Below are 13970 nucleotides of genomic sequence, written 5' to 3'. Positions count from 1 at the left end.
GCACTTGGGCAGATGAATGTGATTTACAACAAATTCCACAAATACAACCAATGCCTCGAATGCTGCGCGAGCTGCATGACAGCGCCGCGACAGCGCCGGCCGAAAAAGAAAAGGGGCCCGAAGGCCCCCTGTGGTGGTCGAGCGTGTGCGCCTCAGCGGATCTGCGCCTCGTAGTGCTGCTCGATCGCTGTCAGCGCGGTCCAGAAGCCCGCGGGCGCGCGGCCTTCGAGCAGCGCCTCGAGCACCTCGAGGTGCGCATGCCAGCCGCTGGCCACGCTGACGGTCTCCTTGCGATCGGGCAGGCGCCGATGCGTGAGCACGAGCCGGGTCGAATCGCCCCGCGGCGCGAGTTCGAAAGTGACCTCGGAGGCGTCGTCCGCTTCGCTGCCCCAGCTGATGACCAGCAGCCTCGGCGCCTCGATGCGCAGCAGCCGGGACTTCTGCTGGTGCGGCGCGCGGTAGGCCGCGTAGCGCTCGGGCGCGGCCTCGCCCGAGAGGGTGGTGTGCTCGAAGCGCAGCTCGAACACCGCGCCGGGCTGCGCCGCCATGGTGCCGCCCGCGAGCCAGCGCGCGCGCTTCCCGGGATCGGTCAGGTAGGACCAGACGCGCTCGACGGGCGCGGCCAGCAGGCGCTCGATGCGCAGGGTGCCGGGCTCGACGAGCCGGCCGAATCGTTCGGTGGTGGTCATGGGTGCTGCTCCTTGTGTCGGATGAGAAAAAGAAATCAGCCGGCGGCGTCGTCGCGCAGCGCCTGCTCGAGCGCGTCGAGGCGCCCGCCCCAGAAGCCCTCGTAGTAGCGCAGCCAGGCGTCGGCCGTGGCCAGCGCCGTGGGCTCGAGCCGGCACACGTGGGCGCGGCCCTGCACCGTGCGCGACACCAGCCCCGCGCGCTCCAGCGTCTTCACGTGCTTGGAGGCGCCGGCGAAGCTCATGCGGAACGGCGCGCCGAGTTCGCCCACGCTGCAGTCGCCCTGGGCCAGCAACTGCAGCATGGTGCGCCGCGTGCTGTCGGCCAGCGCGTGGAAGATGGCGTCGAGGCGCTGGTCCTGGCGCTCGGCAGGAAGTTCAAGTTCAACCATGAGGTTGAATATAGATCGGTTCCGGATTTCGTTCAACCCTTCGGTTGAATTTCCATGCCGGCCGTGCCGTTACACCCGATACAGCCGGGACGCCCGCCGCCCCGCTCGCGCTGGCGGCGCGGGGTGCCCGTTCCTACGATGCGGTCTCGTCCAACCACTCTCTCGCAATCCCACACCCATGAACACACCGATCCGACGCCGTACGCTCCTCGCCGCCGCCAGCGCGGTTCCGCTCGCGAGCGCCTGCGCCGCCTGGTCCGCCGCCGGCCCGGACGCCGAGGCCCGGCTCGCGGCGCTCGAGCGCGACTGCGGCGGCCGCCTGGGCGTGCATGCGCTAGACACCGGCAGCGGCGCGCGCATCGCGCACCGCGGCAACGAGCTGTTTCCGATGTGCAGCACCTTCAAGCTGATGCTCGCGGCCGCGATCCTGCAGCGCGGCACCGCGCAGGAACCGGCGCTGCTCGAGCGCCGCCTGAGCTACACCCGCGCCCACCTGTTGCCGAACTCGCCGATCACCGAGAAGCACCTGGCCGACGGCATGACCGTGGCCGAGCTGTGCGCCGCCACGCTGCAGTACAGCGACAACGCCGCGGCCAACCTGCTGCTGCACCAGCTCGGCGGGCCGGCCGGCGTCACGGCCTATGCGCGCTCCATCGGCGACACGGTGTTCCGCCTCGACCGCTGGGAGACCGAGCTCAACAGCGCCATCCCCGGCGATCCGCGCGACACCACCAGCCCGGCCGCGATGGCCGCCAGCGTGCAGCGGCTGGTGCTCGGCGACGCGCTGGCCGCGCCGCAGCGCGCGCGGCTCGAGGCCTGGCTGCGCGGCAACACCACCAGCAAGGAGCGCTTCCTGGCCGGCGTGCCGGCCGGCTGGGCCGTGGGCGACAAGACCGGCGCGGGCGACTACGGCACCAACAACGACGTCGGCGTGCTGTGGCCGGCTTCGGGCGCGCCGCTGGTGCTCGCGGTGTACCTGACCTTCCCGGGCGACAAGGGCGCGAAGACGCGCAACGACGTGGTGGCCTCGGCGGTGCGCATCGTGGCGAACGCGATGCGGGGCTGAGCGTTCCCGCTGCCCCGGGCCGCAATGCCGTACCCGCCCCATCGGGCACTGCGCGGCGCGCCTGCGCCCGCGCGCCATCGGCGGGACAATGCCGGCGCCTTGCGCGCCCCGCGCGGCCAGGGCATCCAGCCAGAGCCCCCGCCGCATGTCGTCCCCGCCCGCCGTCTCCACCTCCTCGTCCTCCTCCCAGGCCCCGTTCTCGCTGTGGCGCATCGCGGTGCCGGCCTTCGGCCCCTCGCTGCTGTTCGGCATCGGGGAGGGCGCGATCCTGCCGATCGTGCCGCTCACGGCGCGCGAGCTCGGCGCCTCGGTGCCGATGGCGGCGCTGGTGATGGCGCTGATCGGCATCGGCTCGCTGCTCAACAACATCCCGGCCTCGATGATCACCATGCGCTGGGGCGAGCGCTGGGCCATCGTCGCGGCCGGCGCCTGGAGCGCGCTCGGCATGGCGCTGTGCGTGTGGACCTCGCACCTGGGCCTGTTTGCGCTCGGCTGCTTCATGGTCGGCATGTCGCAGGCGGTCTACAACCTCGCGCGCCAGAGCTACATGAGCGAGGCGGTGCCGGTCGAGTACCGCGCGCGGGCGCTGTCCACGCTGGGCGGCGTGATGCGCATCGGCATGTTCATCGGCCCCTTCCTGGCGGCCGGCGCGGTGCATTTCTTCGGCCTGATGGCGGCCTACGTGCTCGGCATCGTGGCGGTGGCCGGCGCGGCCATCCTGGGCGCGCGCATCCCGGACCTCGAACTGCCGCCCGTGCCGCCGGGCCAGGCCGCGCCCGCGAAGCCCACCATCGTCTCGACCCTGCGCGATCACCGCCGCGTGTTCCTCACGCTGGGCATCGCCGTGACCCTGGTCAGCGCGGTGCGCGCCTCGCGCCAGGCCGTGATCCCGCTGTGGGCCGACCACCTCGCGCTCGCGCCTTCGGTGGCCTCGCTGATCTACGGCATGGCCGGCGGCATCGACATGCTGGTGTTCTACCCGGCCGGCAAGGTGATGGACCAGAAGGGCCGGCGCTGGGTCGCGGTGCCCTCGATGCTGATCATGGGGCTCGCGATGCTGCTGATGCCGCTGACCACGGGCGCCGCCACGCTGCTGGTCGCGGCGCTGGCGATCGGCTTCGGCAACGGCATCGGCTCGGGAATGATCATGACCCTGGGCGCCGACCATTCGCCGCGCCATGGCCGCGCGCACTTCCTCGGCGTGTGGCGGCTGATGTCCGACATCGGCGCCTCCTGCGGGCCGGCGCTGCTGTCCTTCCTCGCGGGCAGCCTCTCGCTGGCCGCGGGCATCGCGGTCACGGGCGGGCTCGCCTTCGCCGCGGCCGGCGTGCTGGCCCACTGGATTCCGCGCCGCACGCCGGGCCACGAGGCCTAGCGCCGCCTATCATTCACCCCATACAGGGGTCCCACACACACATGTCCAATCTCATCGTCCACGGCGGCACGCCGCTGCGCGGCCGCATCACGCCGTCGGCCAACAAGAACGCGGTGCTGCCGATCCTCTGCGCCACGTTGCTCACGCGCGAGCCGCTGCGCCTGCATGGCGTGCCCGACATCACCGACGTGCGCAAGATCCTCGACATCTTCCGCACGCTGGGCAGCGAGGTGCAGCTCGACCACGCCACCGGCACGCTCGCGCTGCACCACCGCGACACCGTGTTCGACGCCGCCGCCCACCGGCTGCCCGAGGAGATGCGCTCCTCGATCATGCTGGTGCCGCCGCTGCTGGCGCGCTTCGGCGTGGCGCGGCTCGAGGACAACGTCAAGGGCTGCACGCTGGGCGTGCGCGAGATCGATCCGCACGTCGAGGTGTTCCGCAGCTTCGGCGGCCAGGTCGAGCGCGCCGAGGGCTCGCTGCTGGTGCGCACCGACGGGCGCCTGGTGCCCACCGACCACTGGCTCGACTACGCCTCGGTCACCACCACCGAGAACTTCGTGCTGTGCGCGGTCGGCGCCGAGGGCACCTCGACCCTGACCAACGCGGCCTCCGAGCCGCATGTGCAGGAGTTCTGCCGCTTCATGGCCATGATCGGCGCGCGCATCGACGGCATCGGCACCTCGCGCCTCACGGTGCATGGCGGCCATGCGCTGGGCGGCGGCGAGTTCCGCTTCGACGAGGACTTCCACGAGATCACCACCTTCCTCGCGCTCGGCGCCATCACCGGCGGCGACGTGGTGGTGCGCAACAGCGCGCCGGCCAACTTCCCGCTGATCGACCGCACCTTCGCCAAGTTCGGCGTGCAGATCGTGCACGAGGACGGCTGGTCGCGCGCCGTGCGCTCGGGGCCGCTCAAGGTGCAGACGCCGTTCACCGCCAACGTGCTGACCAAGGTCGAGGCCGCGCCCTGGCCGTACTTTCCGGTCGACCTGCTGCCGATCTTCATCGCGCTGGGCGTGCGCGCGCAGGGCAACGCGATGTTCTGGAACAAGGTCTACGACGGCGCGCTCGGCTGGACCGGCGAGCTCTCGAAATTCGGCGCCCACGTGTTCTCGTCCGACCCGCACCGGCTCATCACCTTCGGCGGCGCCCCGCTGGTGCCCGCGGTGGTCGAGAGCCCCTACATCATCCGCGTGGCGATCGCGCTCTTCATGGTGGCCTCGAGCATCGAGGGCCGCTCCGAGATCCGCAACGCCACGCCGATCCGCCGCGCGCATCCGCGCTTCGTCGAGAACCTGCGCAGCCTGGGCGTGCAGGTGGAGTGGACCAGCGAGGAGTAGGCGGCCGGGTTACAGCACGAACCAGCCCACCGCCACGTAGTGGCTGACCGTGCCCGCGAGCACGAACAGGTGCCACACCGCATGCGCATGCCGGAAGCCGCGGCGGTTGCGGTAGAAGACCGTGCCCGCGGTATAGAGCACGGCGCCGATCAGCAGCCATGCGAGGCCGCCGCCCTCGAGCTGCATCGCCAGCGGCACGGCCGCGGCGATCGCGAGCCAGCCCATGCCGATGTACAGCGGCAGCGAGGGCTTCACGGGCGCGCCGCGCGCGGCCATCAGCTCGCGCCGGATGCCGACCGCGGCCGCGCCCCACATCGCCAGCAGCGGCAGCCAGGCCCAGGCGCCTTCGAGCATCACCAGCGCGAACGGGGTGTAGGTGCCGGCGATCAGCAGGTAGATCGCGCAGTGGTCGGCGCACTCCCACAGGCGCTTGAGCCGGCCGCGGGTGCTGTGGAACAGGGTGGAGGCCGCGTAGAGCGCGACCGCCGAAAGGGAGAACACGAGCGAGCCGGCGATCTTCGCCGGGTCGCCCGTGGGCAGGGTCTTGGCCAGCAGCAGCACGGCCGCCGGCAGGGCGAGCAGCAGGCCGAGCAGGTGGCTGTACCCGTTGAGTCGTTCGCCCGGGTACATGGTGTGCCGCCTGCCTGCTTCGGTCGGTCTGCCGCGTGCCGGCTCAGCGGCCGGTTTCCTTCAGGTAGTCCTTGCGCGCGGCGAAGGCTGTGTTCGCGAAGTCCGAGAACACGCCGTCGATGCCGGCGCGGAAGTACGCGAGGTACTCGGCCTTGGGGTCGCCCTTGTAGACGGCGGCCAGGTAGCGCGACTCGTTGCGGAAGGTGTAGCTGTGCACGAACAGGCCGGCCTTGTGAGCGTCGGCGATCAGGCTGGTGGGCTTGATCGTGTTGGCTTCGACCATGCCCTTGTTGGGCGTCTTGAACGGAACGATCGTGTGCGCCATCACTTGCGGCTTCCATGGGCCGATGCCGTCGGCATAGGTCTTGACCTCGGCCAGGCCGGCCGGCGTGAGCATCGCGCCGAACCAGCGCGGGTCGCCCGCGAGCGTCCAGCTGTAGGGGCGGCCATCGACGAAGGTGTAGTCGTCGGTGGTGACGTAGATCATCTCGCCGGTCTTGAAGTCGATGTCGTTGCCGTCGACCAGTTGCACCGCGCGCGCCTTCAGGCCGGCCGAGCGCAGGTATTTCAGGCTCACCGGGTCGAAGCTCTGCACGAAGATCGGTGCGTCCTTGCGGTTCAGGTCGTTGGCGTTCATCGCCTTGAGCAGCGCGTCTTCCAGCGGGTGGCTGCCGGCCGGGCCGCAGCCGTTGGCGATCGCCTGGGCGTTGTTCCAGATCGGGTTCTTGGTTTCCGGATACACGGTGATCGTGCGGCCGGTGGCCTTGGCCTTGGCGCGCATGATGTCGATCACTTCCTGGAAGCTCAGGATCGGCAGCTTGCCGTTCAGCTCGGTCGGGCGCTCGTCCTTCGCGTCGAAGGTGGTGCCGTGGATCCACTGCTTGAGCTCGGCCATCGTGAAGTCGGTGATGGACCAGTCGTTGGTGTGGTCCTCGCCGTCGACGACCAGCGACTTGAGCACCGACTTCGGATCCTTGGGATCGGTCAGGTCGCTCAGGTACTTCGCCGGGCCGTTGGCGGGAATCGCCGGGTAGGTCACGTCGACGCGCACGCCGGGCACGGTGCGCTTGCGCGCGGCCACGGTGGCGTTGGTCTTGGCGACGTCGGCGATGTCGGTGTTGTCGCTGAGCCAGGGGTTGTGGCGCGCGACCAGCACGCAGTCCTTGGTCAGATGCAGGTCGGTCTCGAGCGAATCGGCGCCGGCATCGGCGGCCGCTTCGTAAGCCTTCTGGGTTTCCTCCGGGAACAGGCCGGGCAGGCCGCGGTGGCCGATCACCAGCGGCACCGAGCCGTCGAGCGTGCCCAGCGGCGTGGGCGCCGGGGCGGGCGCGGGTGCCGGCGCGGGGGCGGGCGGGAACACCGGGACGATGGCACCGCCACCACCACCGCCGCAGGCGGCGATGACGAGGCTGCCGCCGAGCGCGACGAAGGCGGCACGCAGGGGACGGGGTGCGGGTGCAGGAACGGCTGTTTTCTTCATGTTGGAGTTTCGCGTTGCGTTGCGTTGAGGGGTGCCGAAGGCCGGCGGATGCTAGGTTTGGCGGATGACGGTACGGTGACCGTGGGCGCGCAAGCAACACGGGCGTCCATGCGCCCGAAGCGCGGTGACATCGAGCGTCACCGCGGCGTCATCGAAGACTTTGTGTCCTAGTCGAAGCGCGGTCGCGCCTCGGACCACTGGAGCAGTCCGTCGAGCACCGGGCACAGCGACTGGCCCCAGTCGCTCAGGCGGTACTCGACCTTCGGCGGGACCTGCGAATGCACGGTGCGCAGCACCAGGCCATCGGCCTCGAGCTGGCGCAGCTGCTGCGTCAGCATCTTCTGCGACACGGCCGGTATCGCCTGCTCGAGCTCGGAGAAGCGCAGCACCTTGCCGCCGAACAGCTGGAACAGGATCACCAGCTTCCAGCGGCCCTCGATCCAGCCCAGCGCGCGCTCGACCTGCGCGGCCGCGCTGGCCGGCGTGTAGGCGACGGGGTTACCTGCGAGTACGGGCCTTACTTCTTCGTGCGTTCTTGTCATGGCCCGAGGGTATCCCTAGCCTCGATGCATCGCCAACAAGGACCTTTCCCATGACCGACATGCATCAGCCTTCCTCCCTGCCTTTCTCGTTCGACCCCGCGGAGTTCGCGGGCCGCCGCGTGCTCGTCACGGGCGGCACCAAGGGCATGGGCCAGGCCATCGTGCGCCGCCTCGCCGCGAGCGGAGCGCGCGTGGCCGCCACCGCGCGCAGCGCCCCCGATGCGGCCGACGGCGACGGCGCCGAGCTCTTCGTCGCGGCCGACATCGCCACGCCCGCGGGCGTGGCGCGGGTCGCCGAGCGCACGCTCGCGGCCTTCGGCGGGCTCGACATCCTCGTCAACAACGTCGGCGGCTCGGGCGCCTCGCCCGGCGGCGCGCTCGCGCTCGACGATGCGCAATGGCAGGCGGCGCTCGATACCAACCTGCTCGCGGCCGTGCGGCTGGACCGCGCCTTCCTGCCTTCGATGCTCGCGCAGGGCGAGGGCACCATCGTCCATATCTCCTCGATCCAGCGCCGGCTGCCGCTGTACGAATCCACGCTCGCCTATGCCGCGGCCAAGGCGGCGCTCACCACCTACAGCAAGGGCCTGTCGAAGGAGTTCGGCCCGCGCGGCGTGCGCGTGAACACGGTGGCGCCGGGCTACATCGAGACCGGTGCCGCGCGCGCCTTCGTCGAGCGGCTCGCGGCGGGCGCGGGCAGCGACTATGCGAGCGCGCGCCAGGGCGTGATGGATGCGCTCGGCGGCATCCCGATCGGCCGGCCCGGCCTGCCCGAGGAGGTGGCCGAGCTCGTGGCCTTCCTGGTGTCGCGGCGCGCGGCCTCGATCCACGGCAGCGAGTACGTGATCGACGGCGGCACGGTGCCGGTCGTGTAGGCGCACGAGGGCGCCGCTACCTGAGCGCGCCGAAGCGCTCGGCATAGAGCGCCGTCACCCAGTCCACGAACACCCGCACGCGCGGCGACAGCAGCCGGTGCTGGGGGTAGAGCACCGAATAGACCATCGGCGGGCAGGGCGTATCGGCGAGGATCTCGACCAGCGTGCCGGCGCGCAGCTGGCGCTCGATGTGATAGCGCGGCACCTGGATGATCCCGCAGCCCTGCTCGGCGCAGGTCTTGTAGCTGTCGGCGTTGTTCACGCTGATCCAGTCGGGCAGCACGACCTGCTCGACGCGCCCGTTCACCTCGAACAGGTAGGGGAAGTGGTCGGGCCGCGAGGACGAGAAGAAGTTCACCGCCAGGTGCCGCTGGCTCAGCAGGTCGGCCGGTGTCAGCGGCGTGCCGCGTTCGGCCAGGTAGGCCGGGCTCGCGCAGGTCACTTGCGGCAGCAGCGCGAGCCGGCGCGTGACCAGCGAGGAGTCCTTGGGCTCGCCCGCGCGCACCACGCAATCCACGCCCTCGCGCACCAGCTCCACGAGCCGGTCGCCGCTGCCCACGGCGAGCACGATGTTCGGATAGCGCGCATGGAAGTCGCCGATGCGCGGCAGCACGATGTCGTTGGCGGCCGCGCCATGGATGTCGATGCGCAGCCGCCCGCGCGGATTGACCGCGAGCTGCGCGAGCGAGGACTCGGCGTCCTCGAGTTCGAGCAGCAGGTGGCGGCAGCGCTCGTAGTAGGCCTGGCCGTCGACCGTGGTGCGCACCTGGCGCGTGGTGCGCTCGAGCAGGCGCACCTGCAGCCGGGCCTCGAGCTCCTTGATCGCATGGGTGGCGGTGGCGCGCGGCAGTTCGAGCGCGGCCGCGGCCTGCGTGAAGCTGCCGAGTTCCACGATGCGGGTGAACAGGCGCATGGCATCGAAGCGGTCCATGGGATGAGCTCGGCAGATTGTTGGCTTGTGTTGAATTGTATTGACGAAATTCGCATATTTATTCGCCAATGCAGAACAGAGAGACTGCCAGCGCGCCGGCCATCCCGCCGCGCCTCGTCACCTTTTCCTTCCGAGGAGCGACCCCCATGCAGTTGATCTTTCCGCGCCTGCGCGGCACCTATGACCGCTTCGAGCCGCTGAGCTACGCGCTGCTGCGCCTGGCTTTCGGCCTGATGCTCGTGACCCACGGCCTGCCCAAGCTGCTGGGCCGCAGCCACGGCAGCATGGCCGACCCGATGAAGGGCTCGGTCAACCTGATCGCCAACGTGCTGCACCTGCCGGGCGCCGAGCTGCTCGGCTGGTTCGTCGCCCTCCTCGAGGGCGTGGGCGGGCTGATGCTGGCGGCCGGCCTGTTCACGCGCGTGGTCGCCGCGATGGTCGCGGTGCAGATGCTGGTCATCTGCTACGTGATGGGCCCGACCTTCCCGTGGATCGACCGCGGCTTCGAATACCCGCTGATGCTGTTCTTCATCGCGCTGTGCCTGCTGGCGCGCGGCGGCGGCCGGCTGTCGCTCGATGCGCGCATCGGGCGCGAGGTCTGAGCAGAAGAAGAAAGGACGCCACGATGAACCCCACCCCATCCCCCGGCACCGGCGCGCCCGCGCTGAGCCGGCGCACCTTCATGATGAGCACCGCGGCCGGCGCCGCCGGTGCCGCGGGCACCGGCCTGGCGAGCGCGCAGGAGGCCACGGCCACGCCCGCGCCGCCGCGCATCGACACCCGCGTCGTCATCAACGGCCAGCCGCATGCGCTGCAGCTCGAGCCGCGCGCCTCGCTGCTCGACGTGCTGCGCGAGCAGCTCGGCCTCACCGGCGCCAAGAAGGGCTGCGACCACGGCCAGTGCGGTGCCTGCACCGTGCACCTCGACGGCCGGCGCGTCGCCTCCTGCCTCACGCTGGGCGTGAAGGCCGACGGCTGCGCCGTCACCACCATCGAGGGCATCGCCGCGCCCGACGGCACGCTGCATCCGATGCAGCAGGCCTTCGTCGACCACGACGCGCTGCAGTGCGGCTACTGCACGCCGGGCCAGGTGATGGCCGCCATCGCCTGCGTGCGCGAGGGCCACGCCACCAGCGAGGCGCAGATCCGCGAGTACATGAGCGGCAACCTCTGTCGCTGCGGTGCCTACGCCGGCATCCTCGAGGCGATCCGCGATGCCGCCCCGCGCATGCGCGCCGAGACCGAAGCCATGGAGGGCCGCCGCCATGCATGACTTCGCCTATCACCGGCCGCGCAGCAGCGCCGAGGCCGTGCAGCTGCTGGCGCGCAGCCAGCCCGGCGCGCGCTACTTCGCGGGCGGCACCACTTTGTTCGACCTGATGAAGCTCGGCGTGGAAGCGCCGGCCACGGTCGTCGACATCGGCCGCATCGAGGGCCTGCGCGAGATCGACGCCAGCGACCGGGCCGAACTGCGCATCGGCGCGCTCGCCGCGATGAGCGACGTGGCCGAGCATCCCGTGGTGCAGCGCGAGTTCACCGCGCTGTCGGAATCGCTGTGGAAGGCGGCTTCGCAGCAGCTGCGCAACATGGCGAGCGTGGGCGGCAACCTGCTGCAGCGCACGCGCTGCGCCTATTTCCGCGGCGGCCCCGAGTTCGCCTGCAACAAGCGTGTGCCCGGCAGCGGCTGCGCGGCGCTGGCCGGCGTGAACCGCGGCCATGCGGTGCTCGGCGGCAGCGAGGCCTGCGTGGCGGTCTACCCGGGCGACTGGGCGGTGGCGCTCGCGGCCTTCGATGCGCAGGTCGACACGCTGAGCCCGCGCGGCGAACGCACGGTGGCCGTGCGCGAACTGCACCGCGCGCCCGGCGCCACGCCGCACCTCGAGACCGTGCTCGCGGCCGACGAGCTGATCGTGCGTATCCGCGTGCCGCGCACGCCGGCGGGGCGGGCCTCCACGTACCACAAGATCCGCGACCGCGAGTCCTATGCCTTCGCGCTGGCCTCGGCCGCCGTGGGCCTGCACCTGCGCGCCAACCGCGTGGTCGATGCGCGCATCGCGCTCGGCGGCGTGGCCACGCACCCGTGGCGCGCGCTCGAGGCCGAGCGCAGCCTGGTCGGGCGGCCCTTCACGCAGGCCGCGGCGCGGCGCGCGGCCGAGATCGCGTTCGCGCAGGCGAAGCCGCTCGAACACAACGGCTTCAAGGTGGCGCTCGGCATCGAGACGGTGACCGACGCGCTGATGCTGGCCCGGGACAGGAGCTGAACCATGGCAACCACGATCCAGAACCCCCAACGCGGCGCGCGGCCCGGTGCCGAGCGCGTCGATGCGCACGACAAGGTGCGCGGCGCCACCCGCTATGCGGCCGACGATGCGCGCGCCGGCCTGCTGCATGCCGCGCTCGTGCCGTCGCGCATCGCGCGCGGCAGCGTGGCGCGCATCGACACCGGCGTCGCCGAGCGCGTGCGCGGCGTGCGCAAGGTCTACACGCACCAGAACATCGGCGCCTTCGAATCGGGCGGCTTCCTGATGGGCGGCGGCTTCGGCTTCCAGAGCTTCTATCCGCTGCGCTCGGCGCAGATCGCCTACCGCGGCCAGACCGTCGCGATGGTGGTCGCCGACACGCTCGAAGCCGCGCGCGAGGCAGCGGCCCTGGTGGAAGTGCGCTACGAGGCCCAGCCCTTCGTCGCGGGCATCGACGCGCCCGACGCGCAGCCGCAGGCCCAGTCCGCGCTGCTGCCGCAGCCGATGTTCGCCGACCGCCGCGTGGGCGATGCCGAGGCCGCGCTGGCCGCGGCGGCCTTCACGGTGGAGGCGCGCTACGAGCTGCCGATCCAGCACCAGAACCCGATGGAGATCATCGCGACCGTGGCCGAATGGAACGAGGGCGTGCTGACCGTGCGCGAGCCGACGCAGAACGCCGAGGGCGTGCGCCACGGCCTCGCGAAGCAGCTCGGCATCGAGCCGGCGCGCGTGCGCGTGCTCTCGCCCACGCTGGGCGGCGGCTTCGGCCAGAAGAACTCGCTGCAGTCGCACACCGCGGCGGTGGCGATCGCCGCGCGCGAGCTCGGCCGGCCGGTCAAGCTGGTGCTGACGCGCGCGCAGCTGTTCCACAACGCCAGCTTCCGGCCCGCGAGCCGGCACCACGTGCGCCTGGGCGCGGACCGCGAGGGCCGGCTGGTCGCGGCGGTGCACGACATCGACCAGCAGACCTCGCGCCACGACCTCTTTCCCTCGAGTGGCAGCGAGATCACCTCGCGGCTGTACGGCGTGAAGCACTTCCTCGGCCGCGACCGGCTGGTGCGCACCGACGTGCAGACGCCGGGCTACATGCGCGCGCCCTTCGAGCATCCGGCCGCCTTCGCGTTCGAGAGCGCGGTCGACGAGATGGCCTGCCTGCTGGGCCGCGACCCGGTGGCCTTCCGGCTCGCCAACGACACCGCGGTCGATCCGCTGAGCGGCAAGCCCTTCTCCTCGCGCCACCTGGCCGAATGCCTGGTGCAGGGCAGCGAGGCCTTCGGCTGGGCGCGGCGCGACATGGCGCCGGGCTCGATGCGCGCCGCCGACGGCAGTCGCATCGGCTGGGGCGTGGCCGTGGGCGCCTACAAGGCTGCGATGGCGCCGGCCTTCGCCACCGTGAGCCTGGCCGGCGACGGCCGGGTGCGCGTGGCGGTGGGCGGACACGAGATGGGGCAGGGCATGCGCACCGCGATCGCGCTCACCGTGTCGCGCGTGCTCGGCGCGCCGGTGGCCGCGGTGGAGATCGTGCTCGGCGACACCGGCGCCGCGCCGCAGCACCTGACGGCCGGCTCCTGGGGCACCGCGACCGCGCTGCCGCCGGTGCAGGAGGCGGCGCAGCGGTTGATGGAGGACCTGCGCGCACACGCGCCCGGCGCGGGCGCGAACGCCACCGCGCTCGAGTTGCTGCGCGCCTCGGGCCGCGCGCAGGCCGAGGCCGAGAGCCGGCGTCGCGCGCCCGGCCAGCCCGAGCAGGTCTATGGCCGGCTCACGGGCGGGCTGCCGGCCGCGGCCGGGCCGGTCTATCCCGATTACGTGGGCTTCAGCTTCATCGCGCATTTCGTCGAGGTGCGCATCGAGCCGACCACGCGCCGCATCCGCGTGCCGCGCGTGGTGAGCGTGGCCGACTGCGGCGCGGTCGCGAGTCCGCGCACCGCGCGCAGCCAGGTCGAGGGCGGCGTGGTCTGGGGCATCGGCGCCGCGCTGCGCGAGGCCAGCGAGGTCGATCCGCGCCATGGCGGCTTCCTCAACGCCGACCTGGCCGAGTACGTGTTGCCGGTGGCGGCCGACATCGGCCGCATCGAGGTCGGCTTCGTCGGCAAGCCCGACACGCGCTTCAACGCGCTCGGCGTGAAGGGGCTCGGCGAGGTCGCGATGGTGGGCGTGGCGCCCGCGATCGCGAACGCGGTGTTCCATGCCACGGGCAAGCGGTTGCGGCGGCTGCCGCTGCTGCTGGAGGATCTGCTGGACTGAATGCGGGAACCGGACGCGGAGGACGCGAAGGTTTCGCGAAGGGCGCAAAAGGAAGACAGAAAAGTTGGGTTGCCGTAGCGCATGGCCCGCGGCCCTCATGAGGAAGCGCGATCTTCGCGGACGCGCAACCCACCTTCAAAGGCTGTTCTTTCGCGTCCTTCGC

The 13970-nt window shown here is 71.5% G+C and carries 14 protein-coding genes; 8 read left to right on the top strand and 6 right to left on the bottom strand.

Annotated elements, in window-relative coordinates; translation table 11 throughout:
* Positions 1-152: 152 nt before the first annotated feature.
* Together ACODT0_RS23935 and ACODT0_RS23930 are read right to left on the bottom strand one after the other, a co-directional pair.
* Complete coding sequence (locus ACODT0_RS23935) at positions 153-689, bottom strand: SRPBCC family protein (RefSeq protein ID WP_489042463.1); 537 nt, start codon at positions 687-689, stop codon at positions 153-155.
* Between the two features lie 35 nt (positions 690-724).
* Entirely contained in the window at positions 725-1078 is a 354-nt protein-coding gene (locus ACODT0_RS23930) for an ArsR/SmtB family transcription factor (RefSeq protein WP_489042462.1), read from the bottom strand.
* Positions 1079-1256: 178 nt separating this feature from the next.
* On the opposite strand from ACODT0_RS23930, the gene bla reads away from it, so the two are divergent.
* From bla to ACODT0_RS23915, 3 genes are all read left to right on the top strand, one after another.
* Entirely contained in the window at positions 1257-2144 is an 888-nt protein-coding gene (bla, locus tag ACODT0_RS23925; RefSeq protein WP_489042461.1) for a class A beta-lactamase, read from the top strand.
* 145 nt (positions 2145-2289) lie between these two features.
* The gene (locus ACODT0_RS23920; protein ID WP_261206836.1) at positions 2290-3519 is read left to right on the top strand and encodes an MFS transporter; all 1230 of its coding nucleotides are present in this window, start codon (positions 2290-2292) and stop codon (positions 3517-3519) included.
* Between the two features lie 41 nt (positions 3520-3560).
* Positions 3561-4862 (top strand): UDP-N-acetylglucosamine 1-carboxyvinyltransferase, encoded by a 1302-nt coding sequence (locus ACODT0_RS23915; RefSeq protein ID WP_093344681.1) that lies wholly within the window; start codon positions 3561-3563, stop codon positions 4860-4862.
* A 9-nt stretch (positions 4863-4871) separates the two neighbouring features.
* Here the strand turns inward: ACODT0_RS23915 and trhA are convergent, their stop codons facing one another.
* From trhA to ACODT0_RS23900, 3 genes are all read right to left on the bottom strand, one after another.
* On the bottom strand, positions 4872-5492 hold the full coding sequence (trhA, locus tag ACODT0_RS23910) for a PAQR family membrane homeostasis protein TrhA (protein ID WP_057597838.1): 621 nt from the start codon (positions 5490-5492) through the stop codon (positions 4872-4874).
* Positions 5493-5535: 43 nt separating this feature from the next.
* Positions 5536-6972, bottom strand: coding sequence for a glycerophosphodiester phosphodiesterase family protein (locus ACODT0_RS23905; protein ID WP_489042460.1), 1437 nt, complete (start codon positions 6970-6972; stop codon positions 5536-5538).
* Positions 6973-7139: 167 nt separating this feature from the next.
* Positions 7140-7514: a winged helix-turn-helix transcriptional regulator gene (locus tag ACODT0_RS23900; RefSeq protein WP_489042459.1), complete on the bottom strand. Its 375-nt coding sequence runs from the start codon at positions 7512-7514 to the stop codon at positions 7140-7142.
* A gap of 50 nt (positions 7515-7564) precedes the next feature.
* Between ACODT0_RS23900 and ACODT0_RS23895 the strand changes: the two genes are divergently transcribed.
* Positions 7565-8389, top strand: coding sequence for an SDR family oxidoreductase (locus ACODT0_RS23895; protein ID WP_296727272.1), 825 nt, complete (start codon positions 7565-7567; stop codon positions 8387-8389).
* A gap of 16 nt (positions 8390-8405) precedes the next feature.
* Here ACODT0_RS23895 and ACODT0_RS23890 read toward each other — a convergent pair whose 3' ends face one another.
* Positions 8406-9320 (bottom strand): LysR family transcriptional regulator, encoded by a 915-nt coding sequence (locus tag ACODT0_RS23890; protein ID WP_489042458.1) that lies wholly within the window; start codon positions 9318-9320, stop codon positions 8406-8408.
* Positions 9321-9466: 146 nt separating this feature from the next.
* Here ACODT0_RS23890 and ACODT0_RS23885 point away from each other — a divergent pair, with 146 nt between their 5' ends.
* The 4 genes from ACODT0_RS23885 to ACODT0_RS23870 are packed head-to-tail and all read left to right on the top strand — an operon-like array spanning position 9467 to position 13807.
* A complete protein-coding gene (locus tag ACODT0_RS23885) occupies positions 9467-9922 on the top strand; it encodes a DoxX family protein (protein WP_057597412.1) in 456 nt (151 codons plus the stop codon).
* Positions 9923-9945: 23 nt separating this feature from the next.
* Complete coding sequence (locus ACODT0_RS23880; protein WP_489042457.1) at positions 9946-10593, top strand: (2Fe-2S)-binding protein; 648 nt, start codon at positions 9946-9948, stop codon at positions 10591-10593.
* The gene (locus tag ACODT0_RS23875; RefSeq protein ID WP_413763124.1) at positions 10586-11581 is read left to right on the top strand and encodes an FAD binding domain-containing protein; all 996 of its coding nucleotides are present in this window, start codon (positions 10586-10588) and stop codon (positions 11579-11581) included. The genes ACODT0_RS23880 and ACODT0_RS23875 overlap by 8 nt, the downstream gene beginning before the upstream one ends.
* Positions 11582-11584: 3 nt before the next feature.
* Positions 11585-13807: a xanthine dehydrogenase family protein molybdopterin-binding subunit gene (locus ACODT0_RS23870; protein WP_489042456.1), complete on the top strand. Its 2223-nt coding sequence runs from the start codon at positions 11585-11587 to the stop codon at positions 13805-13807.
* Positions 13808-13970 lie beyond the last annotated feature (163 nt).

The organism is Variovorax sp. FG153 (assembly GCF_057809595.1).
This window is presented reverse-complemented; position numbering and strand designations above follow the sequence as displayed.

Excerpts from the sequence above, each read along its gene's own strand:
- ACODT0_RS23935 (WP_489042463.1), bottom strand. The coding sequence starts at position 689 with ATGACCACCACCGAACGATTCGGCCGGCTCGTCGAGCCCGGCACCCTG.
- ACODT0_RS23930 (WP_489042462.1), bottom strand. The coding sequence starts at position 1,078 with ATGGTTGAACTTGAACTTCCTGCCGAGCGCCAGGACCAGCGCCTCGAC.
- bla (WP_489042461.1), top strand. The coding sequence starts at position 1,257 with ATGAACACACCGATCCGACGCCGTACGCTCCTCGCCGCCGCCAGCGCG.
- ACODT0_RS23920 (WP_261206836.1), top strand. The coding sequence starts at position 2,290 with ATGTCGTCCCCGCCCGCCGTCTCCACCTCCTCGTCCTCCTCCCAGGCC.
- ACODT0_RS23915 (WP_093344681.1), top strand. The coding sequence starts at position 3,561 with ATGTCCAATCTCATCGTCCACGGCGGCACGCCGCTGCGCGGCCGCATC.
- trhA (WP_057597838.1), bottom strand. The coding sequence starts at position 5,492 with ATGTACCCGGGCGAACGACTCAACGGGTACAGCCACCTGCTCGGCCTG.
- ACODT0_RS23905 (WP_489042460.1), bottom strand. The coding sequence starts at position 6,972 with ATGAAGAAAACAGCCGTTCCTGCACCCGCACCCCGTCCCCTGCGTGCC.
- ACODT0_RS23900 (WP_489042459.1), bottom strand. The coding sequence starts at position 7,514 with ATGACAAGAACGCACGAAGAAGTAAGGCCCGTACTCGCAGGTAACCCC.
- ACODT0_RS23895 (WP_296727272.1), top strand. The coding sequence starts at position 7,565 with ATGACCGACATGCATCAGCCTTCCTCCCTGCCTTTCTCGTTCGACCCC.
- ACODT0_RS23890 (WP_489042458.1), bottom strand. The coding sequence starts at position 9,320 with ATGGACCGCTTCGATGCCATGCGCCTGTTCACCCGCATCGTGGAACTC.
- ACODT0_RS23885 (WP_057597412.1), top strand. The coding sequence starts at position 9,467 with ATGCAGTTGATCTTTCCGCGCCTGCGCGGCACCTATGACCGCTTCGAG.
- ACODT0_RS23880 (WP_489042457.1), top strand. The coding sequence starts at position 9,946 with ATGAACCCCACCCCATCCCCCGGCACCGGCGCGCCCGCGCTGAGCCGG.
- ACODT0_RS23875 (WP_413763124.1), top strand. The coding sequence starts at position 10,586 with ATGCATGACTTCGCCTATCACCGGCCGCGCAGCAGCGCCGAGGCCGTG.
- ACODT0_RS23870 (WP_489042456.1), top strand. The coding sequence starts at position 11,585 with ATGGCAACCACGATCCAGAACCCCCAACGCGGCGCGCGGCCCGGTGCC.